This window comes from Paramicrobacterium agarici, from assembly GCF_002563955.1.
In the GTDB taxonomy this organism is placed as follows: domain Bacteria; phylum Actinomycetota; class Actinomycetes; order Actinomycetales; family Microbacteriaceae; genus Paramicrobacterium; species Paramicrobacterium agarici.
Genome location: NZ_PDJE01000001.1, coordinates 395938 through 422810, shown reverse-complemented (window position 1 = coordinate 422810; position 26873 = coordinate 395938). Strand labels below are relative to the sequence as shown.

Here is a 26873-nt window from a genome sequence, read left to right as displayed (position 1 = left end):
GACGATGGGCTACGCACCCGTGCGCATCCACGCTGTCGTGCGCGAGCGCAGACCCAGAGTGAGCGCGCGTGCCGCAATGTAGCCGAAGCTGAACGCGGCCGTGAGCCAGGCAAGCCCGGCCACTCCTGATGGTGATGCGACGTACACCCAGAGCGCGAGCGGCAGATAGCAGAGCACGTTGAGGATGCCGGTGAGCGCAAGGTAGCGCGCATCGCCAGCGCCGATCAGCACGCCGTCGAGAACGAAGACGAAGCCGCCGAGCGGGACACTGCAGCCGAGCACGATCATCGCGGGAGTCATCATCTGAGCCAGGTCCGCGTCGCCCGTGAACGCGTGTCCGAGCACGCCGCTGAGACCGGCGACGATGGCTCCGATCACGACGCCGGCGCCGAGGCCCCAGACGAGGCAGCGCACGAGCACGGCGCGCACCTCCGTGACGTTGCCGGCGCCGAGACCCTTGCCGATGAGCGCCTGAGCGGCAATCGCCAGCGCATCGAGGGCAAATGCCGTCGTGCCGTAGATCGTCATCATGATCTGGAACCCCGCCAGCTCCGCCGTGCCGAGTGATGTGGCGACGAAGATCGACAGCAGCATCGCCGCGCGCAGGCTTGCCGTTCGCACGAAAAGCCAGCCGCCCGACAGCGCTGAGCCGCGCAGCCCTGCACGAGTCGGCCGGATCGTCGCGTTCGTCCTGCGCGCATGGCACAGTACGACGGCGAGGTATGCGGCGACCATGCCCCACTGGGCCACGACGGTTCCCAGCGCAGAGCCCGCGATGCCGAAGTCGAGCACATACATGAAGATGAAGTTGAGCACGATGTTCGCACCGAATCCGGCGACGGCCACGAACAGCGGCGTCTTCGTGTCTTGCAGCCCACGCAGCAGACCGGTTGCGGCGTAGACGATGAGCATCGCAGGAATGCCCGCCATCGAGATGCCCAGATAAATGGATGCCTGCTCGGCGACGCCCTCGGTGGCTCCGAAGGGCGCGATCATGAGCGGTGTCGAGGCCCAACCCGCACCGGCGAGCACAATGCCGAGGCCGAGCGCGAGCCAGATGCCGTCGATTCCGACCGAGACGCCTCCGCGTTCGTCGCCGGCGCCGAGCAGTCGGGCGACGGCGGGCGTCGTCGCGTAGGCGAGAAACACCATGAGACCGATAATCGTCTGCAGCACGGCGCTCGCGATGCCGAGGCCAGCGAGGGGTTCGACACCGAGATGCCCGACCATCGCAGAGTCTGCGAGAAGAAACATGGGTTCGGCAATGAGGGCGCCGAGAGCCGGCACCGCGAGGCGCATGATCTCGCGGTCAACAGATGTCACGCGTACGACTCTAACGGGGTGTGGTGCCGAGGCTGCGAAGCGCCGCCTCGTTGCACTGCGCCCGCGCACTCACGATCTCGCCGTGTGGCGCAGGCCGTCGATCAGAAGCCCGACCATGTCATTGCCGCCGCCCGAGGCATCGTCGACGACGGGCACCGAGAGGTTGGCGATCGCGTAGAGGAAATCTTTCGCGTTCACGCCGGAGCGAATCTCGCCTGCGGCTTCTGCTGCAACGAGAAGGGACTCGAGTGCTGGGCGGAGATTGGCGAGAAAGTACTCGGGCAGAGCCTCGAAGGCGGGATCTCCCGAGTGCAGCGCCTTGCCGAGACCCTTTTTCGTGCCGAGAAAGTCCGTGTAGCGCCGCAGCCATGCGACGAGGGCGTCTGCAGGGGGGAGCGTCGCGGCCAACTCCGGCGCGGCGCCAGCGCAGGCGTCCACCTCATGCTGAAAGACGGCGATGACGAGATCGGAACGTTGCGGAAAATGCCGGTAGAGCGTTCCGACGCCCACGCCTGCCGTGTCGGCGATCGCTCGCGCGGGAGCATCCACCCCCGACTCAGCGAAGTGCGTCCTCGCTGACTCGACCAGTGCCTCGACGTTGCGTTTGGCGTCGGATCGGAGAGCACGCTGTGCGCTCATGAGAATTCTCCCTTGCATAACCGGAACATTGTTCCGTATAGTAGTGGAAAGGTGTTCCGCTTAGACCAGCATATCAATCGATTCCGGAACGCCGCAGACACCCGTATCGAGCACAGAAGAAAGAAGACGCCATGCACTACCGCACACTCGGCCGCACCGGCATCCAGGTCAGCTCTTTCGCTCTTGGCACCATGGTGCTGGGGGCCGAGGGGCTCGGCAATCCCGACCACGACGATTCCGTGCGCATCATTCACAAGGCTCTCGACTCCGGAATCAACCTCGTTGACACCGCTGATGCGTACTCGCGCGGCGAATCAGAGGTCGTCGTCGGCAAAGCGCTCAAGGGCCGCCGCGACGATGTCGTGCTCGCGACGAAATTCGGGCTTCCGATGAGCGACGACCCCAACCACAAAGGCGCATCGCGACGATGGATTATGACCGAGGTCGAGAACTCGCTTCGTCGCCTGCAGACCGATCACATCGACCTCTACCAGATGCACAGGCTCGACCCCGACACCGATATCGACGAGACCCTGTCGGCGCTGACCGAGCTGGTGCGCAGCGGAAAGGTGCGCGCGATCGGGGCGTCGACCGTGCCCGCATCGCAGATCGTCGAGGCGCAGTGGGTCGCCGAGCGGCACGGCCTCGAGCCCTTCCGCACCGAGCAGCCGCCGTACTCGATCCTCAATCGTGCGATCGAAGCCGAGGTGCTTCCCGTGACCGACCGCTACGGCATGGGCGTGCTCACCTGGAGCCCCATGGCAAAGGGGATGCTGTCGGGGCGCATTCGGCGAGACGGCGCCACTGACCTTCGCCGGGCCGCCGTGTTCTCGAGCTTCAGCGACACCGAGCGACTGGATGCTGTCGAGAAGATCGCGGCGCTCGCCGAGGAGGCCGGCCTCTCGATGCCGCACCTGGCGCTGGCCTTCGCGGTGGCGCATCCGGCCGTCAGTTCAGTGCTCATCGGCCCCCGCACGATGGAGCAGCTTGACGACCTGCTTGCGGCAGCAGACGTGACGCTCTCTGACGACGTGCTTGACCGCATTGACGAGATCGTTCCGCCGGGAACCGATGTGGGCCGTCCCGACCAGGCCTCGTATGTGCCGCCGGCGCTGCAGCAGGCATCGCTGCGTCGGCTGCCGACCGCGACACGCGCAGCCGCGTGACACGAGTCGCGTAGACGAAGGGAACCACAATGAGACATCAGCAGCATCCCATCGGGAGCGGATTCTCGGCGTCGTCGACTGTCGACGACGTGCTCGCGGGGATCGACCTCACCGGAAAGAATGTCGTCGTCACGGGCGGCCACTCCGGGCTCGGTCTCGTGATCACGCGAGCACTGTCGGCAGCGGGAGCGTCCGTCACCGTGGGCTCTCGAGACGCCGACCGCGCAGCGGCCGCCGTCGAGGGGATCGAGCGCGTCGAGGTGAGTCGTCTCGACCTGCTCGATCCGGCATCGATCGACGCCTTCGCGCAGCGTTGGCTCGAATCCGATCGTCCCCTTCACACCCTGATCAACAACGCGGGGCACGCAGGCACGGACGAGATTGAGCGCGACGCACGCGGCTACGAAGCGCAGCTCGCCACAAACCACCTCGGTCACTTCCAGCTGACACAGAGTCTGTATCCCTCATTGAAGGCCGCCAGGGGAGCGCGCGTCGTCAGCACGACCTCGGGCGCCCAGAGAATGTCCGGCATTCTCTGGGACGACCCGAACTTCGTCGAGCGCAGTTTCGACCCCGGCCTCGCCTACGCCCAGTCGAAGACGGCGAACGTGCTCTTCACGGTGGAGCTGGACCGCCGGTGGCGCGGCGACATGATTCGCGCGTTCGCCGCTCACCCTGGTGTCATCGCCAGCACGGCGTTCAACAGCGCCGTCGGCGCGGATGCCCAGCGTGAGCTGGGGCTGATCGATGAGTCCGGCGAGCCGATCATCGACCCGGAGCGCGGCAAGAAGACGCCTGAGCAGGGAGCCGCGACGATTGTCTTCGGCGCTACGAGTCCTCTGCTTGCCGGGATCGGCGGCATCTACCTGAACAACTGCGACATCTCAGAGCTGAACGACAATCAGCGACCCGTGACGGCGGAGGAGATTCCCGCAGATGTGGTCTCCCACTCCATTGATCCGCGGTCCGCCCGGCGTCTGTGGACACTGAGCGAACAGCTCTTGAGCAGTACCTCGTTCACACCTGAGCCGCGCTGACAAGGGGTTTTCTGTGGTGGTGTCGCGTCGTATGGTCGCACCATGATTGGAAAACTTCACTCCACAGTCATCGATTGCCCCGACCCGGCGGCACTCGCGCCGTTCTACGAAGAGCTGCTCGGAATGTCGCGGGTCACCACGGAGGACGACTGGATCACGATCGGCTATGCCGAGGGGATCCCCGCCGTCGCCTTCCAGAAGGTCGACGACTATCGAGCGCCCGAGTGGCCGGGCCAGGATGTGCCGCAGCAGTTTCACCTCGACGTCACGGTCGACGACCTCGACGAGGGCGAGCGCCAGGTGCTCGATCGAGGTGCGACGGATGCCGGCGTGAAAGAGGAGGGCTTCCGGGTCTATCTCGATCCCGCGGGGCACCCGTTCTGTTTGGTTGTCTAGCTCGTTTAGGCTGGGTGCATGACTGATGGTGTTCTGAACTCCGGTATCGAAATTGACGGCCTCAGTGCCGACATCCGCGCTCAAGACGATTTGTTCAGGCACGTCAACGGCACGTGGATCGACAACACAGAGATCCCGGGCGACAAGGCCAGGTGGGGCACGTTCCACCAGCTCGCCGAGACCGCTGAGAAGAACGTTCAGCAGATCATCCTCGATGCACAGAAGGGCGTCTTCGACGACACGGATGCTGCGGCAGAGGCCCGCAAGGTCGGCGACCTCTACGCGAGCTTCATGAACACCGAGCGCATTGCCGAGCTGGGCGTCGAGCCCGTCGCAGAGCAGCTGCGTGCAGCATCCGCCGTCTCGTCGATCGCCGAACTGCTCGAGACGATCGGAACGCTCGAGAACGACGGACTCGGCGGCTTTGTCGGCATGGGCGTCGACAACGACCCGGGAAACCCAGAGCGGTACGTGATGTTCATGGTTCAGGGTGGCATCACGCTTCCAGACGAGAGCTACTACCGCGACGAGAAGTTCGCGGAGATCCGCTCGGCGTACCTTGAGCACCTGCAGCGCATGTTCGGGCTCGGCGGGCTCGACGACGCTGCCGCGCGCGCTCAGCGCGTGTTCGACCTCGAGACCGAGCTGGCCGCGCAGCACTGGGACAACGTCGCGACGCGCGACGCCCAGAAGACGTACAACCTGTATTCGGGCGAGGACGCCCTCGGCCTGATCAAGGGCGTCGACATGTCGCCGTGGAAGAACGCGCTCGACATGCCGGACGACGCGCTTGCCGAGATCGTCGTCATGCAGCCGTCGTACCTCGAGGGTCTCGGCCCTCTGCTCGTCGACGAGAAGCTCGACGCGTGGAAGGACTGGCTGGCGTGGAAGGTGCTGCACGACGCCGCGCCCTATCTCACCGATGACTTCGTCAGCGAGAACTTCGACTTCTACGGCCGCACCATCACGGGCACGCCCGAGCAGCGCGAACGCTGGAAGCGCGGCGTCTCGCTGGTCGAGGGCGCCATGGGCGAAGCTGTCGGCCGTGTCTACATCGAACGGCACTTCCCGCCCGAGGCGAAGACGGCCATGGACGAGCTCGTCGCGAACCTGATCGAGGCTTACCGGCAGTCGATCTCCACGCTCGACTGGATGAGTCCCGAGACGCGCGAACGGGCTCTCGACAAGCTGGCGAAGTTCACACCGAAGATCGGCTACCCCGTGAAATGGCGTGACTACACGACGCTTGAGATCGATCCGGCCGACCTCATTGGCAACGTGCACCGCGCCAACCGGTTCGAGCTGCACCGTGAGGTGTCGAAGATCGGCAAGCCGCTCGATCGTGACGAGTGGTTCATGACGCCGCAGACCGTCAACGCCTACTACAACCCCGGGTTCAACGAGATCGTCTTCCCCGCGGCGATCCTGCAGTTCCCGTTCTTTGATGCGTCACGGGATGCTGCGGCCAACTACGGCGCAATCGGCGCCGTGATCGGGCACGAGCTCGGCCACGGCTTCGACGATCAGGGTTCACGCTTCGATGGCGATGGCCGTCTCATCGACTGGTGGACGGATGCTGATCGGGAGGCGTTCGAGAAGCGCACGGGCTCGCTCATCGAGCAGTACAACGCGCTCGCACCCCAGCAGGTGCCCGACCATCACGTGAACGGCGCTCTCACCATCGGCGAGAACATCGGTGATCTCGGCGGGCTCGGCATCGCCTGGAAGGCGTACCTGATTTCGCTCGACGGGCAGGACTCGGCGGTCATTGATGGGCTGACGGGAGCCGAGCGATTTTTCCTGTCGTGGGCGCAGGCGTGGCGTCAGAAAGGCCGCGATGCCGAGACGATCCGCCTGCTCGCGATCGACCCGCACTCGCCCAACGAGTTCCGGTGCAACCAGATTGTGAGGAATCTCAACGAGTTCTACACTACCTTTGGAGTCCAGAAGGGTGATGCGCTCTGGCTCGACCCGGAGCAGCGCGTCACGATCTGGTAGAACCGTCTACGCCGACGGTGCGAGAACGCGGGGGAACGCGACGTCGGAGTGCCGGTTGATGAATTCCGGTCTGAAGGAGGACGTGGTCCGTGGCATCCCCCACACGTGAGCCCGGTCGCCGGGTGCGTCCCAGTGCGAGACGGGCACGACACCGCTCTGATGAGCCGGCCGACACGTTCGCATCGGGCTTCCGGTCACTTGCTCTGCTCGCCCGCAATGGCGTGCAGGTGTCCGCACGCGCGATCGACCTGGCGAGTGGACGAGAACTCTTCTCGATCGACGATTACATCGTGATGCCGACGGCGGGCATCGGCACCTCGCTGCTGCTCGCCGATGTTGCAGCGCGGCTTGACGACCCTGCCTTCGAATCACTCATGATCCTCGATCGTGAGACGCAGGACCAAGTGGGGGATGCTGGCCTGTGGCAGCACCTTCAAGCACCGTCGCTGCCGATCGCCGATCTCGCCGCGCTCGTCGCCGCGTCGAACGACCACCTCGCCATGAACGTGCTCCTGAGGCAGATCGGTCTCGACGCCGTTCGGCTGCGCGCTGAGCATCTCGGCCTCAGGCGAACGGCGCTGCTCGATCTCGCCCGTGATCACCGAGGTCCCGACGACGCTCCGCACCTCTCGGTCGGGTCCATGAAGGAGCTCACGTGGCTCTTCGCCGAGTTCGCGAGGGGAGAGGCGATCAGTCCGGCGGCGAGCCAGCGCGTTGTCGACTGGCTCTCGCTCAACATGGACCTCTCGCTCGTCGCCTCGGCGTTCGGCCTCGATCCGCTCGCACATCGCAGCGGCACGCACGGCCTCACGCTCTTCAATAAGACCGGTTCTGCTCCCGGCGTCCGTGCCGAGGCCGGTGTGCTCCGCGGGCCGCGTTCGGGTGTCGCCTACGCGGTCGCGACGTCGTTCACCGACACCGATCTTCTGACGCGGCTCGCGGTGGTCGACGGCATGCGTGCGGTTGGTAGCGACCTGCTCGAGTACGTGCACTGAGCGCTACACGGCCGTCGTACGTCGCCGCGGCATTGCGAACCGGTCGAGATCGTTCGCGGCTGTCACACGCGAGTGCGGGGCACGCGCTTGAGCCTGAGCGACGAGATGTGCTGTGTCCGCATAGCGTGACGAAAAGTGCGTGAGAACGAGGTGTCGTGCCCGCGCGCGGTGCGCAAGATCGCCTGCTTGGCCTGCCGTCATGTGGAGGTAGTCGCGCGCAAGATCCGATTCTTCGTCGGCAAATGTGCACTCGCTCACGAGCATGTCGGTGCCGTCCGCCAGATCCTCGGCCCCGGGGCAGGGCGCCGTGTCCATGATGAAGGCGAAGCTCTGGCCCGACCGCGGAACGCTTACATCGTCGAGGTCAACGCCGTTGAGCGATCCCTCGCGGCGCAGCTTGCCGACATCGAAACCGCTGATACCGGCAGCTGCGAGCTTCGCCGGCAGAAATGTGCGGTCGTCGGGCTCGGTGAGCCGGTAGCCGAAGGTCTCGACACGGTGGTGCAGCGGTGCGACGCTCAAATGGGAGGCGATCTGCCCTGCGCTGCCGTGGGGCACGAGCTGAAGAGTCGACAGCGGCGCCGAGACGCCGACAAGCGCACGCACGAAGGCTTCGCCGCTCGCGGGATAGTGCAGTTGAACGGTGTGCTCAACGCCGTCGGCGGCGAGCCGCGAGATCACGCCGGGAAGACCGTAACTGTGATCGCCATGAACGTGTGTGAGGCAGATGTGCGTGATCTTCGACGCCGAGATACCCGCGAAGGTCATCTGGCGCTGGGTTCCTTCGCCTGGATCGAACAGATAGCCGTCGCCGTCCCACAGCAGCAGGTAGCCATTGTGGTTGCGGGCTCGCGTGGGAAGGTGCGACGACGTTCCGAGAACAACAAGCTCACGCACCACGCGCAGACCTCGCGGTGATGGATAGCGGGCGACGCATAGGTCAAGGGTAGCGCCGGGACGACAACGATGCTGAACGCGTCGCCAGGTAGAGGCACTCGGGGCCCGGGCACGGGCTCAGCCGTGCTGAATGAGGTCCACGATCTCCTGTGCGTTGTCGTCGGGGGAAAGACCGAGCTGTACGTGGTCGCTCTCCATGGCTTGCATCACCATGACGGCAGTTAATACCTCGTCACCGATCTTTATAACGAGGCGCGCTTCGTCGCCGGCTCGAGCTGCTTCTTTCGAAAGCGAATGAAAGATCACGGCTCCGTCTTCATTGAATGTCACGTCGACCGCGCTCTGTTCCGTGTCTTCGACGACAGTGGCATCCGCAACACCAGCTTGGTCAAATTCGGAGGGGAGCAAGACATTCGTGCCGTTGACTGAAATGCACTCGGGGCTCGAGCCCTCAACGCAAGTCTCCGACACCGCCAACTCGATCGTTCCGCCGGTGGCCGAAGAAGCCTGGTCACCGACCCCACTCGTGGAACATGCGCTGAGAGTCAGCGCAAGAAATACCACGAAAGAAAGCTTGGGTGTTCGAGAAATCAGACGGTCCTTCCACAGAAGCCGGAGCAGGGCGTTGGTGACGCTCTCACGTCCAACGTAACGAGGTTTCGACGCCTTTCAACGACAACAATTATTCGAAACTCGCGGACGGAGTCTCGGCAAGCGGGCGCGGAGATCGTGACGATAGGGTCGAGGCATCCGTGTGTGGGCGGTGCTGATCCGGGGAGTGCGATGCGGCGTGGTCTGATCGGCGGAGGCGTCCTCGCCGTCCTGTGGTTCTTCTGCGGCTGGGTGCCGCACCTTCTGTACTCGGCAGGCGGAAGCATGGCCACTCTCGCTCGGCTGGTGCCCTCCCCCATGGTGCGCGGAGTCTTCGGCAGCCCGGTTCTGTGGATCGTCATCGTACAGGTGCTGATGGCGGTCGTGCTCGTCGCCGGGTTCGCGGGTACTCGCCTCCAGGTTCTCGGCAGGTGCTGTAGCTTTCGTGGCCGACTGGCTCGCCGCGGTTCTGACCGCCTTCGCCATCGGCGCTGTCCTCGATCTTGGGAATTTCGTCGTCTGGGTCGGCGACATCGGGGTTCGCGGCGCCATCGGTACGATGGGCGCGACGCCCCTGACGACGTGGTGGGCGGTCCTGGTGGGATGGGTCCCGGCGCTCGTATGGGTGAAGTCGGGACGAGATCAGGAGACGGGCTTGAAGCCTTCGCGCCACCCCGCCCGAATGAGGAGGTCGACTGGCGCCGTTTCCCTGACTGCAGTCGTTGCGCTGATCAGTCTTCCGTTCGCGGCCGAGGCCGGCCACAGTGCGACACAAGAGCAGCTGCGCGAGAAAGAGGCGGCAACGCAGGCGCAGGCCGATCCGGAAGGAGCGGCTGCCCCGGATCCCTCCGCGGCTGGCGAACCGGTGCCGACCGTGGCGCCCTCCGAAGGCTGTCTGGCCGCAGATGCGTGCACGTCGGCAAACACGACGATCTTGGCGCCGGCGCCGGATGCCGCTACGGGGCACCGAGGGCAGTCCCTGTCGCTTGTGAACGTCTCCGAGGAGCCGTGCGTCGTCGAGGGGTATCCAGACATCGCCTACGGAGACCAGAACGAGCACCTTCTCGACGCGACTGTCGAGCACGGCGGCTCGTTCATGGCCGAGGACCCAGGGGCATCGCCGATCACCCTCGAACCGAGCGAGTCGGCCTCAGCCGTGATCGGGTGGGATGCGAACTCGGTGCACGGGCAGCTCGCCGCCCGCAGCCTGTGGATCGCCGTGCTCCCGGGAGAAGAGCGGCTCTCCTGGGAGATCTCGTTGGATATCATCTCCGGCGCGACCGTGCGCGTGACCGCTTGGCAAGCCGCTGTACTGCCAGGCAGCTGACAGGCCGGTCAATGGTGGGAACGTGGCAGACGCACGGCGAGCAGAAAGTCGCCGACGACGCATCGGTCACGGGTAGCGCCGGCGCTAATGATGGTGGACTCTTGTCGGGCGAGCGGGAGACAATAGTGGCATGAGGATCTTGGTCGCCGGGGGAACGGGAGTGATCGGCTCACGAGTCGTTCCGCTCCTGACAGCGGCAGGCCACGACGTCATTGCGACGAGCCGCAGCATCGACAGACTGGTGCCGGCAACGGCGGCAGGAGCTGAGGGCGTGGTGATGGATGCTCGCGACGCAGCATCCGTTGATGCCGTCGTTGACCAGGCCGACCCCGACGCGATCGTGCACCTGCTGACCGATCTCGCAACGGAAGACTTCGCCAGCAACGCACAGGTGCGTATCGTCGGAACGCGCAACCTCGTGTCCGCGGCCGAGCGCGCCGGGGTGACGCGCATGGTCGCCGAGAGCATCGCCTGGGTGGGGGAGCCGGATACTGAGCCAGGCGACGAATCGGTGGCAATCGCGCGCGATCCCGACTCCGACGAGAGCCTGTTCCCCGCCGTGGAGTCGCTCGAGCATGCGGTGCTCGGACTCGAGAACGGCGTCGTGCTGCGCATGGGAATGCTGTACGGACGCGGCACATGGTTCTGGCGCGGCGGGCGAGCATACGAGCGCGCAGAAGACGGCGTCGTCGTCGCGACCGTGCGGCACACGTCGTTCGTGCATGCCGATGACGCGGTGAGAGCCGTCGTTCAGGCGCTCGACTGGCCTCACGGCATCGTGAACATCGTCGATGATGACCCGGCCGACGCCGACGAGTGGGCGCCTGAGCTCGTGTGGGCAGCTGGCGGAGGCGAGACCGAGCTGAGCGTGCGATCGCGTGGCCGTGCGAGTACGAATGCGCTCGCAGCCAAGCTGGGCTGGGTGCCCGAGCACCCCACGTGGCGCGACGGTCCGTTCGACCTCATCGACCGAGCCTGAGCGTAGGCGCCGCGGAATACCGCCATCCGCAAACTCGTTGAGTTTCGTGACGCTGCGATTCGCCGTGCCGTCAACTTTCCCCAGATAATCGGAAGTACGATGCCCTCACACCTCCCTGCCGTGAACGCTGCCGCCGAGCACGCTGCCTGGCGCGACGAGCGACAGCGCGCCGTCACCGCATCGACCGGAAACCTTGCTCTCGTAGAGACGCGGTGGCTCCCGCCCGGAGGCGAGCAGCCCGACATCGCCGCCGAAGCCGCTGCCTCGCCAGCATCCGTCACTGTCACGTCCCTGACGCGCACAGACATCGATACGGGCGCGACGCAGCACGGGCTGCGGTTCTGGAACGCCGAGTCGCCTGCGATTCACGCATTCCAGGGGATCGCCGCTTTCGACTACGACCCCGCGTGGGTGATCGAGGCGCAGTTTACGCCCGTCGGCGCTGGTCGCACCGTGCCGTTCGAGCACATCCGCGACAACGGGGGCACGCGTGATCTCGTCGTGCCAGGCGACATCACGTTCTCTCGCGACGGCACGCGCTACACGTTCGCTGCATTCGATGACGGTGGCGTGCTGCTGCTGGTCTTCGGAGACCCGACGAACGGCGCAGAGGCTGATGACGGCACCTACGCTGCCGGACGCTTTCTCTTTGTGCAGCGCACCGACGGCGGAGGCTTTGGCGACGCGGGCACCGTGACGCTCGACTTCAACCGCGCCTTCGTGCCGCCGTGCGGGTTCTCGGACCAGTACAACTGCCCGATGCCGCCGCCGCAGAACCGCTTTGCCGTGCCCGTGACCGCGGGCGAGAAGAACATCACGTGGAGAACTCAGTGAAACGACAGCTCACCCTCGCCGCTACGATCGCCGCTGCAGCCCTTGTGCTGACCGGCTGCTCGTCAGGATCTGCCGACGACGCGGGCGGCGCCGACGCCACCATCAACATCGGGTCGCTGTACGAGCCGCAGAACCTCAGTAACACGGGCGGCGGAGGCCAGGGCGTCACCGAGGCGCTGAGCGGCAATGTCTACGAGGGGCTCTACAAGCTCACCGATGACGGAGAGGTCGAGCCGCTGCTCGCCGCCGACGACGAGGTGAGCGACGACGGTCTGACCTACACAATCACGCTGCGCGACGACGTCGAATTTCACTCGGGCGACCCGCTGACATCTGTCGATGTGAAGTCCAGCATCGAGGCCGTCACGGCTGAGGACTCGCAGTCGGCCCGCAAGTCGAGCTTTGACGTGATCGAGTCGATCGAGACACCCGACGACACCACCGTGGTTTTCACGTTGAGCCAGCGCTCGATCTCGTTCATCTACAACCTCAGCTACATCTGGATCGTCAATGACGCCGCGACCGACCTCAAGACGAGCGAAGACGGCACCGGTCCCTACACGCTCGACGAGTGGAAACGCGGCAGCACGCTGAGCCTCACGCGCTGGGACGACTACTGGGGGGATGCCGCGAAGAACGCCGAGGTGGTCTTCCACTACTACACAGACGCGACGTCGCAGAACAATGCGCTTATCAGCGGGCAGATCGACATCATCACGAGCGTGCAGAGCCCTGACGCGCTGAGCCAGTTCGAGGGCAATGACGACTACGTCGTGAACAACGGGTCGTCGACGACGAAGGAGCTGCTTGCCTTCAACGACCGCCTCGAGCCGTTCAACGACAGGCTCGTGCGCAAGGCCGTGTACTCGGCGATCGACCGCGAGAAGCTGCTCAACTCGATCTGGGGTGACTACGGCCAGCTGATCGGCTCGATGGTGCCCCCGACCGATCCCTGGTACGTGGACCTCACAGACGTGAACCCGTACGACGTCGACCTCGCGAAGGATCTCCTTGCCGAGGCGGGCTACGCCGACGGCTTCAGCTTCACCCTCGACACCCCGAACTACGATCCGCACCCCGCCGTCGCCGAGTTTCTCAAGTCCGAGCTCGCGAAGGTCGGCATCACCGTCAACATCAACGTGATCACGGCAGACGAGTGGTACACGAAGGTATTCCAGGACCGTGACTTCGAGGCGACGCTGCAAGAGCACGTGAACGACCGTGACGTCGTCTGGTACGGCAACCCCGACTTCTACTGGGGCTACGACAACGCCCAGGTTCAGAAGTGGGTGGCCGAGGCCGAGCAGGCGAAGACCACAGACGAGCAGACCGAGCTGCTGACCAAGGTGAACAAGCAGATCGCCGAGGATGCCGCGAGCGTCTGGCTGTACCTCTACCCGCAGATCGTCGTCGCCTCGAGCGACGTGTCGGGCTACCCGGTCAACGGCCTCAACTCACAGTTTTACGCGTACGACATCGTCAAGGAGTAAGTTCGCAGGGCATGCTTGCGTACCTGATCCGCCGCTTCGCGTTCTTGGTGCTGTCGCTCGTCGTCGCACTGGTCGTGATCTTCGTGCTGCTCAGGCTGCTGCCCGGTGACCCCGCGAACGCGCTGCTGAGCGTGAACGCGACGCCCGAGCAGATCGCGGCCGCGCGTGCTCAAGTGGGCAGCGACCGTCCGCTCGCCGAGCAGTTCGCGCGGTGGGCGGGCGACATGGTGCGCTTCGACCTTGGCGAGTCGTACATCAGCGGACTCCCGGTGCTGCCCGAGGTGCTCGCGCGGCTCCAGGTGACCGTTCCGCTCACGGTGCTCGGGTTTCTGCTCGCCCTCGTGATCGCGCTCGTCGCAGGCGTCGCCGCCGCGGTCGGGTCCGACCGCTGGTACGGCACCGTCCTGTCGGGCTTCGCGCAGCTCGGTATCGCGATTCCCGTCTTCTGGGTCGGCATCATTCTCGTCTGGATCTTCGCGCTGCAGCTCGGGGCACTGCCCGCAGGAGGGTTTCCGCGCGATGACTGGGAGACTCCAGGTGAGGCGCTCACCGCCTTGACGCTTCCGGTCATCACGATCGCCGTGGTCATGAGCGCATCGCTCACCCGCTACGTGCGCGCGGCGACGCTCGATGTCGTCGGCAGCGGCTATCTGCGCACGGCGCGCGCGGGCGGCGCCAGCATGGCGCAGGCGCTGTGGTGGCACGGGCTGCGCAACGGCTCGGTTCCCGTGATCGCGATTCTCGGCATCGAACTCTCGACGACTCTGCTCGGCGCCGTCGTGGTCGAGAGCGTATTCACGCTGCCTGGCCTCGGCAACATGCTCATCGACGCCATCGCTCAGCACGATTACCCCAACATTCAAGGCATCCTCGTCGTCAGCACGCTGTTCGTGCTGCTCGTCGGCTTCGCGGCCGACATCGTGCAGCGCCTCGTCGATCCGCGTCTGCGGTTGAGCGTCTCGGGCAACCGATGAGCGACACGGCACCCGTGCAGGTCACGGAGGTTCAGGATGCTGCGGCGACAGCGCGCCGCAGAGGGCGCCGCGGCCGCCGCACCGTGCTGGTGATCGGCATCGTGCTGACAGCATCCATCGCTCTTCTTGCCCTGACCTCTCTGTTCTGGCTGCCGTATGCCCAGGCGGACACGAGTGGAACCCGCCTCGAAGGGCCGAGCGACGCGCACTGGCTCGGCACAGACAAGCTCGGGCGCGACCTCATGACGCAGCTCATGATCGGCGCACGCATCGCCCTTGTCGTCGGCGCAGGCGCAGTCGCCATCGCCGCGGTGCTCGGCCTCATCATCGGGCTCATCGCCGCGTTCGCGTGGCCGTGGCTCGACGACACGCTTTCGGCGGCGCTCGACGTGATCATCGCGTTCCCCGTGCTGCTGCTGGCGATGCTCGTGGTCGCCGTGCAGGGAGCGTCGCTGTGGTCGGCCATCCTCGCGATCGGACTCGCGCAGTCCGCCGTCGTGGCGCGGCTCGTACGCATTCTCGCCCGGCGCGTGCTCGGTGAGCAATACATCACGGCGTCGCGCACGAGCGGAACGCGCTGGCCCGGCGTCGTGGGCGGCCACATTCTGCCGAACATCGCGCCCATGCTCGGCGTCAACCTTGCGCTGCAGTTCGGCATCGCCGTGCTCGCCGAAGCGAGCCTGTCGTACCTCGGACTCGGCACGCCACCGCCGAACGCGTCGTGGGGGCGGATGCTGCAAGAGGCGCAGGGCACCGTCATGAGCGCGCCCGTCGGAGCGATCGCGCCCGGCATCGCCCTCGTCGTGCTCGTGCTCGGCGTCAACTTCATCGCCGACGGACTGCGCGACGTCGCCGACCCGACGAGGAGGCGCTCATGAGTTTTCTCGAGGTGTCGGGGCTGAGCGTTCGCACGCGTGACGGCGACGCCCTGGTGAGCGACCTCTCGTTCACGGTGGATGCTGGTGAACGCGTCGGCCTCATCGGAGAATCGGGGTCGGGCAAGTCCGTCACGTCGCTCGCGATCACGGGTCTTCTCGACGCGGGTCTCACGGCGCACGGCTCCGTGCTGCTCGACGGTCAGCAGATCGTCGGCGCGACAGACCGCGCGCTGCGCCCACTGCGTGGGCCGGCAGCATCCATCGTCTTTCAAGAGCCGCTCACAGCACTCGACCCGCTCATGCGAGTGGGAAAGCAGATCGCAGAGCCCATCGCCAGGCACCGCGGCCTCCGCGGGCGCGAGCTGTCGGCCGCGGTGCACGATGCGCTCGTCACCGTGTCGCTGCCCGACGAGCGGGCGGCGCGTGCGTTCCCCCACGAGCTCTCGGGCGGCCAGCGCCAACGCGTCGCGATCGCCATCGCGCTTGCGGCGCATCCCCGTCTGCTGATTGCCGACGAACCGACGACCGCGCTCGACGTGACCGTGCAGAACGAGGTGCTCGACCTGCTCGATCGCCTGGTCGCCGAGCGCGACATGGCGCTGCTGTTCATCAGCCACGATCTCGCCGTCGTGTCGCGCATGGCGCAGCGCGTCACGGTTCTGCGCCGGGGCGTCGCGGTCGAATCCGGTCCCGTGCGCGAGGTCATCGACGCGCCACGGCACGAGTACACGCAGCGGCTCGTCGAGAGCGCTCGTGCTCTTGATCGCACGCTCGATGGGGGCGACGCATGAGCCTTCTCGAGCTTCGCGGCACCTCGTTCGCCTACGGGCGAGCGCGGACCGTCGTCGACGACGTGTCGTTCTCGATCGACGCGGGCGAGAGCATCGGACTTGTGGGGGAGTCCGGGGCGGGCAAGTCGACGGTCCTGTCGCTTCTGCTCGGACTCATCGCCCCGACGAGCGGGGAGGTGCTGTTCGACGGCGCACCGCTCGCCCGGCGCGACCGCAGCCTCATGCGGCGCTTCCGATCGTCGGTGCAGACGGTCTTTCAAGATCCGTACTCGTCGCTCGACCCGAGGCAGCGCATCGACCGCATCGTGGCCGAGCCCCTGCGTTCGCTCGACATCGCGTCGGGTGACACCGCGCGCGAGCGCGTGGTCGACGCTCTGGCATCCGTCGGTCTGGAGCGCGATGTGCTGCGACGCTTTCCGCACGAGTTCTCGGGAGGGCAGCGTCAGCGCATCGCCATCGCTCGGGCGATCGTGTGCCGCCCGAAGGTGCTGCTGGCCGATGAGCCGGTCAGTGCGCTCGACGTGACGACGCGCATCCAGGTGATCGAGGTGCTGCAGCGCCTGCGTCGCGAGACGGGACTCGCGCTGCTCATGGTGTCGCACGACCTCACGAGCGTCGCGGCGCTGTGCGAGAGCACGGTCGTGCTGAAAGACGGCCGTATCGTCGAGCACGCTGCGACCAGCAGCATCCTGTCGAACCCTGGCACCGATTACGCGCGCAGCCTCGTCGCGTCCATCCCGCGTCTGCCGTAACGCCACCGGGCATCGCCACTCGCGCGTGCCGAGACTCGCGTACGATGGGCGCCGAGGCGTTCGTGTGCGCAGGGCACCGGAACAGGCGAGAACGAAGGGCACCGTCCGTGCAATACATCTCCACACGCGGGGGAACGATCGGTCACTACAGCGACATTCTCGTGGAGGGTCTCGCACCGAACGGCGGGCTTGCGGTTCCCGAGCGGATGCCGCAGATCGGCGGCGATCTTGAGCGGTGGCGCTCGCTGAGCTACTCCGAGCTCGCGACCGAGGTGATCGGCCTCTTCGCTACCGAGATTCCGCGCGATGACCTCGCGCGCCTGTGCCGTGCAGCGTACGATCCGGCCAAGTACGCGTCAGACCGCGCGGTGCCGCTCACCGACATCGGAGACGGCATGACGCTCGTCGGACTTTCAGAAGGGCCGACGCTCGCGTTCAAAGACATGGCGATGCAGTTTCTGGGTGAAGCGCTGGAGTACGTGCTCGCGACCTTGGGCGACGTGCTCAACGTGCTTGGCGCGACGTCGGGCGACACGGGCTCCGCTGCCGAGCACGCGCTGCGCGGACGCGACCGCATCTCGGTGTTCATGCTCTCGCCGCAGGGGCGCATGAGTCCGTTCCAGCGCGCCCAGATGTATTCGCTGCACGACGACAACATTCACAACATTGCGGTCGAGGGCGTCTTCGACGACTGCCAGCACCTCGTCAAGAGCCTCGCCGAAGACCTCGCGTTCAAGCGTGAGCACCACATCGGCGCCGTCAACTCCATCAACTTCGGCCGTATCTCTGCGCAGATTGTGTACTACGTGTGGGCATGGCTGCGCGTGACCGATGACGTGCCCGCCGAGAAGCGCGACGGGTTCGAGGTGTCGTTTGCCGTGCCGTCCGGCAACTTCGGCAACATCCTCTCGGGTCTCTACGCTCGCCTCATGGGGCTTCCCGTGCGCAAGCTCGTGCTCGCGACGAACGAGAACAACGTTCTCGACGAGTTCTTCCGCACCGGGCGGTATCGTCCGCGTTCGGCTGCAGATACTCTTGCGACGTCGAGCCCATCGATGGACGTATCGAGGGCGTCGAACCTCGAGCGCTTCGTGTTTGACCTGCTCGGGCGGGACCCGGAGCGCACGGCTGCTGCCTGGGCGGCGCTTGCCGCTGAAGGCGAGTTCGATCTCTCGAGTGAGCAGGAGCGCTTCGCTGACGAGTTCGGGATTGTCAGCGGGACCAGCTCGCACCAGGACCGTCTCGACACGATCCGAGCGTTTGCGAAGAGCAATGGTGTCGTACTCGACCCGCACACGGCAGACGGTGCAAAGGTTGCGCGTGACCACGTGGAGCCGGGTGTTCCAATGCTCGTGCTTGAGACGGCAAAGCCCGAGAAGTTCTCGGACACCATCAGTGAGGCGCTCGGCTCTCCGGTCGAGCCCGATGCCGAGACTCAGGCTCTCCTCGACGCTCCACAGCGTGTGACGAAGCTGCCGAACGACGAGCGCAGGCTCCGTGATCTCATTGAGGAGCTCGCCCTCCGCTGATTCCAGAATGCCGGTGAGTGTTGGGATCTGAGAGCGTAGACCTCGCTGGCGCTTCGACTCGAGCTTCTGCACGTGGGCGGCTCGGTCAAGGAGCTACTGGCGCCCGAGGTCTGGGAGCGTGGAATCGAGGTGTCGTCGGCCGTCGACGCGAACGCGTTGCCCGTCGCCGAGTACACCCTCGCGATGATCCTTGTGGCGAACAAACGGATTCTGCCGATCGCTCGTCAGTATCGCGCCGAGCGAGCCTTCATCGACCAAGCCCAGCTGGGCGTCGTCGGTAACTACCGCCGGCGCGTGGGAATCGTCGGGGCGTCGCGCATCGGGCGGCGCGTCGTCGAGCTGCTGCGGCCCTTTGATCTCGACGTGGTTCTCTTCGATCCGACCCTCACCGATGACCAGATTCAGGCCCTCGGTGTCGCCCCGGCGAGCCTCGATCAGCTGTGCGCTACGTGCGATGTCGTCTCGGTGCACGCGCCCGCGCTTCCATCGACGGAGGGGATGCTCTCGCGGTCGCTGATCGACGGGATGCCGCCGGGCGCCACCCTCATCAACACGTCGCGCGGTTCGATCATCGATCAGGATGCTCTCGTCGAGCGCGTGCTTTGCGGAGACCTCTACGCTGTTCTCGACGTGACGACGCCGTGGGTGCTTCCCGCGGATCACCCGTTCTACGAGCATCCTCATGTCATCTTGACCCCGCACATCGCGGGCTCCGTCGGGAGCGAGGTCGACAGGATGATCGACGTCGAGGTGGCCGAGCTGCGGCGCATTGCGGCGGGCGAGCCGCTTACGCACCCCGTGACGCTTGAAAGCCTCGGCACCGCGGCCTGACGAGCGCAGAGCGCCCGCATGTCGGGTAGTTTTGTAGTGGTGCCCCGCGCAGACCCCGCAGCGGACCTGACATCCCAGAGATTGAGGAAGCGTACATCTATGGCGACCATCATCTACACGCACACCGACGAAGCTCCCATGCTCGCGACCCACTCGTTCCTGCCTGTCGTGCAGGCGTTCGCAAGCAAGGCCGGCGTCGAGGTCGAGACGCGTGACATCTCGCTCGCCGGACGCGTCATCGCCGCGTTCTCCGACCTCCTGCCCGAGGCGCAGCGCGAAGCCGACGCACTCGCTGAGCTCGGTGCGCTGGCGAAGACCCCGGAAGCGAACATCATCAAGCTGCCGAACATCTCGGCCTCCGTGCCGCAGCTCAAGGCCGTCGTCGCCGAGCTTCAGGCGCAGGGCGTCGCGCTTCCCGACTACCCCGACGAGCCGTCGACCGACGACGAGCGCGATATTCGAGCTCGATACGACAGCGTCAAGGGAAGCGCCGTCAACCCCGTGCTGCGTGAGGGCAACTCCGACCGAAGGGCACCGCGCTCGGTCAAGGAGTACGCGCGCAAGCATCCGCACTCGATGGGTGAGTGGAGTGCAGACAGCAAGACCGACGTGGTCACGATGGACTCGGGCGACTTCCGTCACAACGAGAAGTCCGTCACCCTCGCGACCGACGACGTGCTGCAGATTCGCCTCGTCACCTCAGACGGCGTCACCGTTCTGAAAGACGGTCTCGACGTGCTCGAGGGCGAGATCGTCGATGCGACGTTCATGAGCGCGAAGGCGCTTGACGCATTCCTCGCCGAGCAGGTCGAGCGCGCCAAGCGCGAAGACGTGCTGTTCTCGGCGCACCTCAAGGCCACCATGATGAAGGTCTCCGACCCGATCATCTTCGGGCACGTGGTTCGCGCTGTCCTGCCCGCCGTCTTCGAGAGGTACGGCGAGCAGTTGGCCGCGGCGGGGCTCACGCCAGACAATGGCCTTGGCGGCATCCTCTCCGGTCTTGACGCGCTCCCCGCCGACGTGGCTGATGGCGTTCGCGCTGCCGTCGACGAGGGCTTCGCCAACGCACCGCAGATCGCGATGGTCAACTCCGACAAGGGCATCACCAACCTGCACGTTCCTTCAGACGTCATCATCGACGCCTCGATGCCCGCGATGATCCGCGGTGGCGGAATCATGTGGGATGCCGCGGGCAATCCCGCCGAGACGCTCGCCGTCATTCCCGACAGCTCGTATGCGGGCGTCTACAAGGCCGTCGTCGACGACTGCAAGGCGAACGGCGCTTTCGACCCGACGACCATGGGCTCGGTGCCCAACGTCGGACTCATGGCGCAGAAGGCCGAGGAGTACGGCAGCCACGACAAGACGTTCCTGATCTCCGCCGCCGGTTCGGTCGAGGTGGTCAACCAGGCCGGCGACGTGCTCTTGCAGCACGATGTCGAGCCCGGAGACATTTGGCGCGCGTGCCAGACAAAGGACGTCCCCGTGCGTGACTGGGTGCGTCTCGCTGTCGAGCGTGCACGCCTCTCTGACACTCCGGCGGTGTTCTGGCTCGACGAGACGCGCGCGCACGACGCCGAGCTCATCGCCAAGGTCAACGACGAGCTGCCCAAACACGACACCGACGGTCTCGACATCCGCATTCTCTCGCCGATCGAGGCCACGAAGCTCTCGATCGACCGCATCCGCGAGGGCAAAGACACCATCTCGGTAACGGGAAACGTGCTGCGCGACTACAACACCGACCTGTTCCCGATCCTCGAGCTCGGCACGAGCGCCAAGATGCTCTCTGTCGTTCCCCTGCTCGCGGGCGGTGGCCTGTTCGAGACCGGCGCGGGCGGCTCTGCGCCCAAGCACGTACAGCAACTGGTTGAAGAGAACCACCTGCGCTGGGACTCGCTCGGTGAGTTCATGGCGCTCGCCGAGTCATTCCGCCACCTCGCGCGTGCGCGGGACAACCGGCGTGCGGCAGTGCTTGGCGAGACCCTGGATGCTGCGACAGCAACGTTCCTCAACGAGAACAAGTCGCCGTCGCGCAGGGCAGGCGAGCGCGACAACCGCGGCAGCCATTTCTGGCTCGCGCGCTACTGGGCCGAAGAGCTCGCGAAGCAGACTGACGATGCTCCGCTCGCTGAGGCGCTGCAGCCGATCGCCGAGAAGTTCGAGGCGCAGTCCGACCAGATCGAGCAGGAGCTCATTGAGGTTCAGGGCTCGCCGGTTGAGCTGGGCGGCTACTACCGCCCCGACGAGGCGAAGGCGGATGCCGTCATGCGACCGTCGGCGACGCTCAACAGCATCCTGAACACGCTGCACGACTGATCGTCAGCGCAACGCACAGCGGCGGCCCTCCTCGGAGGGCCGCCGTTGCGCTCCTTCAGGGCAATTATCGAATTCGGTGGTTTTCAGCCGTTCAGAGCAGCGTCCTTCGGCAATAGCCTGGGTCGAGGGGGAGTATCCGCCGGGTCAACGTCCGCGGCCGACCGTCTTCCAAAGGATCACCATAGCCACGATCACGATGACCACGCTGACGCCGACGATCGCGGCCTTGATGAGCATGTCGGCGATGAGGTGCTCGACAAGGCCTGTGCGAACCGACATGACCGTGCGAATGGTCATCGGTCGTGTTCGTTGTGCTTGTCGTCGTGGCGCTCGAGCGCGGACGCGAGCGACGAGAGCCCAGACGAGACGATATCGCTACGACCGTGGCTGCGGCGCGAGCGATACTCGGCGGCTTTGCGCGCGAGCGGGGCGACGCGGCGCGAAGCGTCTCCCAGCCTGCCGCGCCTGCGCAGCCACAGTGCAATCGCGAACAGACCGACCATGATCGCGACAACGACAGCAGCGATGATCCCAAAGCGAATGAGCAGCACATTCAGGACCGTCTCGAGCCCGTGGTGATCTTTTATTGGCAACAGCATGCTAAATAAAATAGCACATGTCTGCTAAAAAAGATGCATGCCCAAGATCGTGGATGCTAGCGCTCGACGTGACGCCATCGCCGAAGCCGTTCTCGCCGTCATCGCCCACGGGGGACTGCGTGCCGCGACACTCGCGTCCATCGCCTCAGAGTCGGGGCTCGCCGTTGGATCTGTGCGCCACTACTTCGCCGGGCACAACGAGCTGTTGCGGTTCGCTGCTGAAACGCTTGTCGATCGCACGACGGCACGGCTTGAATCGCATCTCGGCGCGCTCGGTACCGCCGATTCCGCAGAAGCGCGCACGACTGCGGCCGTCGACATGCTCTGCGAGGTTCTGCCGCTCGACGAGACCCGAGAGACCGAGGCGGTCGTGTGGCTCGAGTTCGCCGTCGCCGCACGAACTCGTGCCGACACGGCGCACCCGATCGGCCTGCTGCATGACGGACTCCGAACTCTCGTCGGCCGAATGATCACATCGGGACTGCAATCGGGGAGGCTTCGCCACGACCTCGACGCCAACGTGGAAATCGCCCGTCTTCACGCGCTCGTCGATGGCCTGCTACTCCACGGCGTTCTGGCGTCTGACCCCGATTTCAGTGTGCTGAGCCGCCGTATCGTTGAAACGCACCTGAGGGGTCTCGTCGCACAGTAGCGTTGCATTCCTCAGTCGATGAGTCCGGATGCTGCAAGGCGACGCACGACCTCGGCCCCCGCGGGCGGGCACCGGTGCAGCTCCGCGGAGCTGATCCAATGCAGGGCGCTGACCTCCGCTGCCGGCTGCGGCTCAGCATCCGGAATTCCCGCAAACAGCGTCATGCGCACCATGCGCCCCTCGGGCTCGCCGTGAGCCTGCGTCACGACCGTGAAGAGTTCACGGACGGTGTCCGAGATGAGCCCGACCGAGATCTCTTCGCGCGACTCACGCTGCGCTGCCTCGAGCAGTGTCTCACCGGCATCCACCTTGCCGCCGGGCATGAACACGACGTCGCGACCGCGGGCGGTCACCATGAGCACGCGCCGATCTCGAATGATCGCGACAGCCGAGACGATGATGTCGGGGAGTGTTTGAGAGGATGCTGCGTCAATACTCACCCGACCAGTCTGCACCTCCGGCAGATGTGAAGAGACCAGGGCCAGTCGATAGACTGAAGTCTGCCGCGCAATCCGGCAGTTCTCGCATTACAACCCACTCAGGAGCCATCGTGGCCGCTTCCAGCAGACTCGACGCCGTCATCGCCCTCGCCCGCCACCGCGGGTTCGTGTTTCAAGCGGGTGAGATCTACGGCGGGTCGCGGTCGGCATGGGATTACGGGCCCCTCGGTGTCGAGCTGAAAGAGAACATCAAGCGACAGTGGTGGCAGCACTTCGTGCGCGGGCGCGACGACATGGTCGGACTCGACTCGTCGGTGATCCTGCCGAAGGCCGTGTGGGAGGCCTCGGGCCACGTCGCCACCTTCACCGACCCCCTCGTCGAGTGTCAGCAGTGCCACAAGCGGCACCGCCAAGACCACCTCATCGAGGGCTTCGAGAAGAAGAAGGGTCGCGCACCGCGCGATGGCATGAGCGAAATCGCATGCCCCGACTGCGGAACCAAGGGCCGCTGGACCGAGCCGCAGATGTTCTCGGGCCTCGTCAAGACGTTTCTCGGCCCCGTCGACTCGGCAGCAGGCCTGAACTACCTGCGACCAGAGACTGCGCAGGGCATCTTCGTCAACTTCAACAACGTGCTCACGGCCTCGCGCAAGAAGCCGCCGTTCGGCATCGGCCAGATCGGCAAGGCGTTCCGCAACGAGATCACGCCCGGAAACTTCATCTTCCGCACTCGGGAGTTCGAGCAGATGGAGATCGAGTTCTTCACGGCCCCCGAAGACGCGGGCGAGTGGTTCCAGACGTGGGTAGACACCTGCTGGAACTGGTTCATCGACTTAGGGCTCAACCCCGACAACATGCGCCAGTTCGATGTTCCCGAAGACGAGCGCGCCCACTACTCCGCGGGGACGATCGACTTCGAGTACCGTTTCGGTTTCACGGGCAGTGAGTGGGGTGAGCTCATGGGCGTCGCGAACCGCACCGATTTCGACCTCAAGTCCCATTCGGATGCGTCGGGCACCGAGCTCAGCTACTTCAACCAGGCGTCCGGTGAGCGCTACATTCCGTACGTGATTGAGCCCTCGTTCGGTTTGACGCGCTCGATGATGGCGTTCCTCGTCGACGCGTACACCGAAGACGAAGCGCCCAATACCAAGGGCGGCGTCGACAAGCGCACGGTGCTGAAGCTCGACCCACGGCTCGCCCCGGTCAAGGCGGCCGTGCTGCCGCTCAGCCGCAACGAGAAGCTCTCTCCGCTTGCGCGTGAGGTGGGCGACTCGCTGCGCCAGCAGTGGAACGTGGACTTCGATGATGCCGGCGCAATCGGTCGCCGATACCGCCGGCAGGACGAGATCGGCACGCCGTTCTGCATCACCGTCGACTTCGACTCGCTCGACGACCGGGCGGTGACGGTGCGCGACCGCGACACCATGTCGCAGGAGCGCGTGTCGCTCGACCGCTTGTCCGGCTATCTTGCCGAGAGGCTCAAGGGCGCATAACCGCACGCGCGAGCATGGGGAGTTCTCCCTGTTGACGCGTCGAACGCCCGTAGGCCACTCTTGAATCACAAGACGTCTGTGTGCGCCACGTCTAGTCGGATGCTGGTGCAGCGCACACGTGAGAAAGGAACCCACGAATGTCTCAGACACCTCCTCCTCCCGCACCGAACCCCTACCAGGGAGCGCCTGCACCTCAGGAAAAGTACAACGTCATGGCGATCGTCGGGTTCATCCTGGCGTTCATCGTCAACATCGTTGGCGCGATCCTCAGCTTCGTTGCGCTGTCGCAGATCAAGAAGACGGGCGAGAAGGGTCGCGGGCTCGCGATCGCTGGTGTGATCATCGGGCTTGCGTCCCTCGTCATCACGATTATCTACATCATCATCGTTGTAGCGTTTCTCGGTTCTGTGGCAACGCAGATGGACACCTACTCGTACTGATCGAGAGCGAAAAAGTTCGGGCCCCGCTTCGGCGGGGCCCGAACTTGTTAAGTCAGGGGGCTACGAGGCGGCTTCGTCATCTGCGGCGCGCTGCGCGGCAGCATCCGCGTCGGTCTCGACCTCGATGTCGAACAGAACGCCGAGCGCATCGATGTAGCGGTCGTGCTCGCCGTCGCGAGCGAAGTCACGGGCGCGAGTCGTCGGCTTGTGCAGCAGCCGGCCCATCATGTGACGAAGAGCAGCCGCGGCAACGCCATCGGGGTCGGTGCGCTGGACCCGGGCGATCTCTTCATCGAGAACGCGGTGCGCATTGCGCCGCAGTGCGACGACGGCGGGAGTCAGCGACTCTTCGGCAGCGCTGCGAGCGAAGTTGCGCGCGGCCGTCGTGACAATCGCCCGAGCAGTGTCGGTGGCCTGCAGCTCTTCGAGCGGGGCGTGGATGCGGATGGTCTCGAGGTCGAGCAGCTCGACGCCGTACACGCCGCCCACATCCGGATTAACGTTGCGCGGAAGGCCGAGGTCGATCACCAGCTGGTAGGCGTCGTGGTTGACGGGGCACCCGGGGGTCTCGTCGCGGTGCAGGGCGTCGTGCACGTGCGCCTTCGTGTGCGACAGGGCAAAGTCGATGCGCGCGCGCTGCAGCAGCTCGGCATCGAGAACGTAGCCCTCGGTCACCGTGCACGTGACGACGACGTCGCTTGACGCGATGGCAGTGTGCAGCTCATCGGGCTCGACAAGGGCTATGCCGTGGTTCGCGGCGAACTTCGCGCCGCGGCCGGACGGCGAGAACACGCGCACGTCGGTGACGCCGCGATCGCGCAGTGCCGCAAGGCTCGCTCCCGCATACGCGCCTGTCCCCACGAGAAGCACCCGCGCTGCCGCCCAGTCGGCGACACGGCTCGACGCGAGTTCGAGCCCGAGGCGAACGATCGATCGTCCGGCGCGTCCGAGCGGTGTGCGGTTCTTCACTCCGCGTGACGTCTTCGACGCGTGCTGAAAGAGCCGCTCAAGATCAGATGTCGTGGTGCCCGCAGCTCGGGCCCGCTCGAGCGAGCGGCGCACCTGCCCGGCGATCTCGCCCTCGCCGACGACGACCGACTCGAGACCGGAGGCCACGGAGAAGAGGTGCTCGGCGGTGCCGTGCTCGGTTGTGACGTGCCACGTTGACGACAGCGTCTCTGCGGGAAGGTCACACTCGTCGGCGACTGCGCTCGTCGCCTCGCGCAGGGCGTGCGCGACAGCATCCGGCCTTTGGTCATCGACATCGACATACAGCTCGAAGCGATTGCAGGTCGAGACGAGGATGCCGCCTTTGACGACGTCGGAGCTCTCGGTGACGCGCGAGACGACAGCGTTCGCGTCGGCCTGCGAAGACAGGTGTTCCAGCAGATCGAAGGACGCGTTCTTGTGACTCGCCGTCAGACTCATGAGCACGTGCTCCATGGTAACCCGTACATCCTGTGCAAATGTTCTATGCCGTGTAGAAGAACGCAGATGGCA

The 26873-nt window shown here is 65.5% G+C and carries 27 protein-coding genes; 19 read left to right on the top strand and 8 right to left on the bottom strand.

Going from position 1 to position 26873, the window contains the following annotated elements:
- Window positions 1–9 precede the first annotated feature (9 nt).
- Both ATJ78_RS02100 and ATJ78_RS02095 read right to left on the bottom strand, forming a co-directional pair.
- Entirely contained in the window at window positions 10–1299 is a 1290-nt protein-coding gene (locus ATJ78_RS02100) for an MATE family efflux transporter (RefSeq protein WP_098409158.1), read from the bottom strand.
- A gap of 93 nt (window positions 1300–1392) precedes the next feature.
- Entirely contained in the window at window positions 1393–1962 is a 570-nt protein-coding gene (locus ATJ78_RS02095) for a TetR/AcrR family transcriptional regulator (RefSeq protein ID WP_098406086.1), read from the bottom strand.
- Window positions 1963–2093: 131 nt separating this feature from the next.
- Here ATJ78_RS02095 and ATJ78_RS02090 point away from each other — a divergent pair, with 131 nt between their 5' ends.
- The 5 genes from ATJ78_RS02090 to ATJ78_RS02070 all read left to right on the top strand — a co-directional run bounded on the left by ATJ78_RS02090 (window position 2094) and on the right by ATJ78_RS02070 (window position 7554).
- A complete protein-coding gene (locus ATJ78_RS02090) occupies window positions 2094–3128 on the top strand; it encodes an aldo/keto reductase (RefSeq protein WP_098406085.1) in 1035 nt (344 codons plus the stop codon).
- A gap of 29 nt (window positions 3129–3157) precedes the next feature.
- Window positions 3158–4165 carry an SDR family NAD(P)-dependent oxidoreductase gene (locus ATJ78_RS02085; RefSeq protein ID WP_098406084.1) on the top strand — a complete coding sequence of 336 codons (1008 nt, stop codon included), beginning with the start codon at window positions 3158–3160 and terminating at the stop codon, window positions 4163–4165.
- A 42-nt stretch (window positions 4166–4207) separates the two neighbouring features.
- Window positions 4208–4561, top strand: a complete 354-nt coding sequence (locus ATJ78_RS02080; protein WP_098406083.1) for a VOC family protein — start codon at window positions 4208–4210, stop codon at window positions 4559–4561.
- An 18-nt stretch (window positions 4562–4579) separates the two neighbouring features.
- Window positions 4580–6559, top strand: coding sequence for a M13 family metallopeptidase (locus ATJ78_RS02075; protein ID WP_098406082.1), 1980 nt, complete (start codon window positions 4580–4582; stop codon window positions 6557–6559).
- An 89-nt stretch (window positions 6560–6648) separates the two neighbouring features.
- Window positions 6649–7554, top strand: a complete 906-nt coding sequence (locus tag ATJ78_RS02070) for a serine hydrolase (RefSeq protein ID WP_098406081.1) — start codon at window positions 6649–6651, stop codon at window positions 7552–7554.
- Window positions 7555–7557: 3 nt separating this feature from the next.
- On the opposite strand, the gene ATJ78_RS02065 is transcribed toward ATJ78_RS02070, so the two are convergent.
- Both ATJ78_RS02065 and ATJ78_RS02060 read right to left on the bottom strand, forming a co-directional pair.
- Window positions 7558–8451, bottom strand: a complete 894-nt coding sequence (locus tag ATJ78_RS02065; protein ID WP_098409157.1) for a ribonuclease Z — start codon at window positions 8449–8451, stop codon at window positions 7558–7560.
- A gap of 117 nt (window positions 8452–8568) precedes the next feature.
- Window positions 8569–8922: a hypothetical protein gene (locus tag ATJ78_RS02060; protein WP_098406080.1), complete on the bottom strand. Its 354-nt coding sequence runs from the start codon at window positions 8920–8922 to the stop codon at window positions 8569–8571.
- 565 nt (window positions 8923–9487) lie between these two features.
- Between ATJ78_RS02060 and ATJ78_RS02055 the strand changes: the two genes are divergently transcribed.
- The 11 genes from ATJ78_RS02055 (at window position 9488) to ATJ78_RS02005 (ending at window position 21746) form a co-directional block, all read left to right on the top strand.
- Complete coding sequence (locus ATJ78_RS02055) at window positions 9488–10369, top strand: DUF4232 domain-containing protein (protein WP_098406079.1); 882 nt, start codon at window positions 9488–9490, stop codon at window positions 10367–10369.
- 130 nt (window positions 10370–10499) lie between these two features.
- Entirely contained in the window at window positions 10500–11348 is an 849-nt protein-coding gene (locus ATJ78_RS02050; protein ID WP_098406078.1) for an NAD-dependent epimerase/dehydratase family protein, read from the top strand.
- Between the two features lie 99 nt (window positions 11349–11447).
- Window positions 11448–12182, top strand: a complete 735-nt coding sequence (locus ATJ78_RS02045) for a DUF1684 domain-containing protein (protein WP_098406077.1) — start codon at window positions 11448–11450, stop codon at window positions 12180–12182.
- Window positions 12179–13672, top strand: coding sequence for an ABC transporter substrate-binding protein (locus ATJ78_RS02040; RefSeq protein ID WP_098406076.1), 1494 nt, complete (start codon window positions 12179–12181; stop codon window positions 13670–13672). Before ATJ78_RS02045 ends, ATJ78_RS02040 begins: the two co-directional genes overlap by 4 nt.
- Before the next feature lie 11 nt (window positions 13673–13683).
- Complete coding sequence (locus ATJ78_RS02035; RefSeq protein WP_098406075.1) at window positions 13684–14646, top strand: ABC transporter permease; 963 nt, start codon at window positions 13684–13686, stop codon at window positions 14644–14646.
- Window positions 14643–15524 carry an ABC transporter permease gene (locus tag ATJ78_RS02030; protein ID WP_098406074.1) on the top strand — a complete coding sequence of 294 codons (882 nt, stop codon included), beginning with the start codon at window positions 14643–14645 and terminating at the stop codon, window positions 15522–15524. Before ATJ78_RS02035 ends, ATJ78_RS02030 begins: the two co-directional genes overlap by 4 nt.
- A complete protein-coding gene (locus tag ATJ78_RS02025; RefSeq protein WP_098406073.1) occupies window positions 15521–16315 on the top strand; it encodes an ATP-binding cassette domain-containing protein in 795 nt (264 codons plus the stop codon). The genes ATJ78_RS02030 and ATJ78_RS02025 overlap by 4 nt, the downstream gene beginning before the upstream one ends.
- The gene (locus ATJ78_RS02020; protein WP_098406072.1) at window positions 16312–17067 is read left to right on the top strand and encodes an ABC transporter ATP-binding protein; all 756 of its coding nucleotides are present in this window, start codon (window positions 16312–16314) and stop codon (window positions 17065–17067) included. Before ATJ78_RS02025 ends, ATJ78_RS02020 begins: the two co-directional genes overlap by 4 nt.
- Before the next feature lie 107 nt (window positions 17068–17174).
- A complete protein-coding gene (thrC, locus tag ATJ78_RS02015) occupies window positions 17175–18596 on the top strand; it encodes a threonine synthase (RefSeq protein ID WP_098406071.1) in 1422 nt (473 codons plus the stop codon).
- A gap of 72 nt (window positions 18597–18668) precedes the next feature.
- Window positions 18669–19427, top strand: a complete 759-nt coding sequence (locus ATJ78_RS02010) for a hydroxyacid dehydrogenase (protein WP_245836169.1) — start codon at window positions 18669–18671, stop codon at window positions 19425–19427.
- A 99-nt stretch (window positions 19428–19526) separates the two neighbouring features.
- Complete coding sequence (locus ATJ78_RS02005) at window positions 19527–21746, top strand: NADP-dependent isocitrate dehydrogenase (protein ID WP_098406069.1); 2220 nt, start codon at window positions 19527–19529, stop codon at window positions 21744–21746.
- A 144-nt stretch (window positions 21747–21890) separates the two neighbouring features.
- Here the strand turns inward: ATJ78_RS02005 and ATJ78_RS15845 are convergent, their stop codons facing one another.
- The gene (locus tag ATJ78_RS15845; protein ID WP_156088583.1) at window positions 21891–22043 is read right to left on the bottom strand and encodes a hypothetical protein; all 153 of its coding nucleotides are present in this window, start codon (window positions 22041–22043) and stop codon (window positions 21891–21893) included.
- On the bottom strand, window positions 22040–22345 hold the full coding sequence (locus tag ATJ78_RS02000) for a hypothetical protein (protein WP_211288410.1): 306 nt from the start codon (window positions 22343–22345) through the stop codon (window positions 22040–22042). Before ATJ78_RS02000 ends, ATJ78_RS15845 begins: the two co-directional genes overlap by 4 nt.
- Window positions 22346–22382: 37 nt before the next feature.
- Here ATJ78_RS02000 and ATJ78_RS01995 point away from each other — a divergent pair, with 37 nt between their 5' ends.
- The gene (locus ATJ78_RS01995) at window positions 22383–22997 is read left to right on the top strand and encodes a TetR/AcrR family transcriptional regulator (protein ID WP_098406068.1); all 615 of its coding nucleotides are present in this window, start codon (window positions 22383–22385) and stop codon (window positions 22995–22997) included.
- A gap of 11 nt (window positions 22998–23008) precedes the next feature.
- Here the strand turns inward: ATJ78_RS01995 and ATJ78_RS01990 are convergent, their stop codons facing one another.
- The gene (locus ATJ78_RS01990; protein ID WP_245836168.1) at window positions 23009–23437 is read right to left on the bottom strand and encodes an NUDIX hydrolase; all 429 of its coding nucleotides are present in this window, start codon (window positions 23435–23437) and stop codon (window positions 23009–23011) included.
- 110 nt (window positions 23438–23547) lie between these two features.
- Here ATJ78_RS01990 and ATJ78_RS01985 point away from each other — a divergent pair, with 110 nt between their 5' ends.
- Both ATJ78_RS01985 and ATJ78_RS01980 read left to right on the top strand, forming a co-directional pair.
- Window positions 23548–24933, top strand: a complete 1386-nt coding sequence (locus tag ATJ78_RS01985; protein ID WP_098406067.1) for a glycine--tRNA ligase — start codon at window positions 23548–23550, stop codon at window positions 24931–24933.
- A 137-nt stretch (window positions 24934–25070) separates the two neighbouring features.
- Complete coding sequence (locus tag ATJ78_RS01980) at window positions 25071–25373, top strand: DUF4190 domain-containing protein (RefSeq protein WP_098406066.1); 303 nt, start codon at window positions 25071–25073, stop codon at window positions 25371–25373.
- 60 nt (window positions 25374–25433) lie between these two features.
- Here the strand turns inward: ATJ78_RS01980 and ATJ78_RS01975 are convergent, their stop codons facing one another.
- Complete coding sequence (locus ATJ78_RS01975) at window positions 25434–26801, bottom strand: glutamyl-tRNA reductase (protein ID WP_245836367.1); 1368 nt, start codon at window positions 26799–26801, stop codon at window positions 25434–25436.
- Window positions 26802–26873 lie beyond the last annotated feature (72 nt).

Excerpts from the sequence above, each read along its gene's own strand:
- ATJ78_RS02100 (WP_098409158.1), bottom strand. The coding sequence starts at position 1,299 with ATGCGCCTCGCGGTGCCGGCTCTCGGCGCCCTCATTGCCGAACCCATG.
- ATJ78_RS02095 (WP_098406086.1), bottom strand. The coding sequence starts at position 1,962 with ATGAGCGCACAGCGTGCTCTCCGATCCGACGCCAAACGCAACGTCGAG.
- ATJ78_RS02090 (WP_098406085.1), top strand. The coding sequence starts at position 2,094 with ATGCACTACCGCACACTCGGCCGCACCGGCATCCAGGTCAGCTCTTTC.
- ATJ78_RS02085 (WP_098406084.1), top strand. The coding sequence starts at position 3,158 with ATGAGACATCAGCAGCATCCCATCGGGAGCGGATTCTCGGCGTCGTCG.
- ATJ78_RS02080 (WP_098406083.1), top strand. The coding sequence starts at position 4,208 with ATGATTGGAAAACTTCACTCCACAGTCATCGATTGCCCCGACCCGGCG.
- ATJ78_RS02075 (WP_098406082.1), top strand. The coding sequence starts at position 4,580 with ATGACTGATGGTGTTCTGAACTCCGGTATCGAAATTGACGGCCTCAGT.
- ATJ78_RS02050 (WP_098406078.1), top strand. The coding sequence starts at position 10,500 with ATGAGGATCTTGGTCGCCGGGGGAACGGGAGTGATCGGCTCACGAGTC.
- ATJ78_RS02045 (WP_098406077.1), top strand. The coding sequence starts at position 11,448 with ATGCCCTCACACCTCCCTGCCGTGAACGCTGCCGCCGAGCACGCTGCC.
- ATJ78_RS02035 (WP_098406075.1), top strand. The coding sequence starts at position 13,684 with ATGCTTGCGTACCTGATCCGCCGCTTCGCGTTCTTGGTGCTGTCGCTC.
- ATJ78_RS02030 (WP_098406074.1), top strand. The coding sequence starts at position 14,643 with ATGAGCGACACGGCACCCGTGCAGGTCACGGAGGTTCAGGATGCTGCG.
- ATJ78_RS02025 (WP_098406073.1), top strand. The coding sequence starts at position 15,521 with ATGAGTTTTCTCGAGGTGTCGGGGCTGAGCGTTCGCACGCGTGACGGC.
- ATJ78_RS02020 (WP_098406072.1), top strand. The coding sequence starts at position 16,312 with ATGAGCCTTCTCGAGCTTCGCGGCACCTCGTTCGCCTACGGGCGAGCG.
- ATJ78_RS02005 (WP_098406069.1), top strand. The coding sequence starts at position 19,527 with ATGGCGACCATCATCTACACGCACACCGACGAAGCTCCCATGCTCGCG.
- ATJ78_RS15845 (WP_156088583.1), bottom strand. The coding sequence starts at position 22,043 with ATGACCATTCGCACGGTCATGTCGGTTCGCACAGGCCTTGTCGAGCAC.
- ATJ78_RS02000 (WP_211288410.1), bottom strand. The coding sequence starts at position 22,345 with ATGCTGTTGCCAATAAAAGATCACCACGGGCTCGAGACGGTCCTGAAT.
- ATJ78_RS01995 (WP_098406068.1), top strand. The coding sequence starts at position 22,383 with ATGCCCAAGATCGTGGATGCTAGCGCTCGACGTGACGCCATCGCCGAA.
- ATJ78_RS01980 (WP_098406066.1), top strand. The coding sequence starts at position 25,071 with ATGTCTCAGACACCTCCTCCTCCCGCACCGAACCCCTACCAGGGAGCG.
- ATJ78_RS01975 (WP_245836367.1), bottom strand. The coding sequence starts at position 26,801 with ATGAGTCTGACGGCGAGTCACAAGAACGCGTCCTTCGATCTGCTGGAA.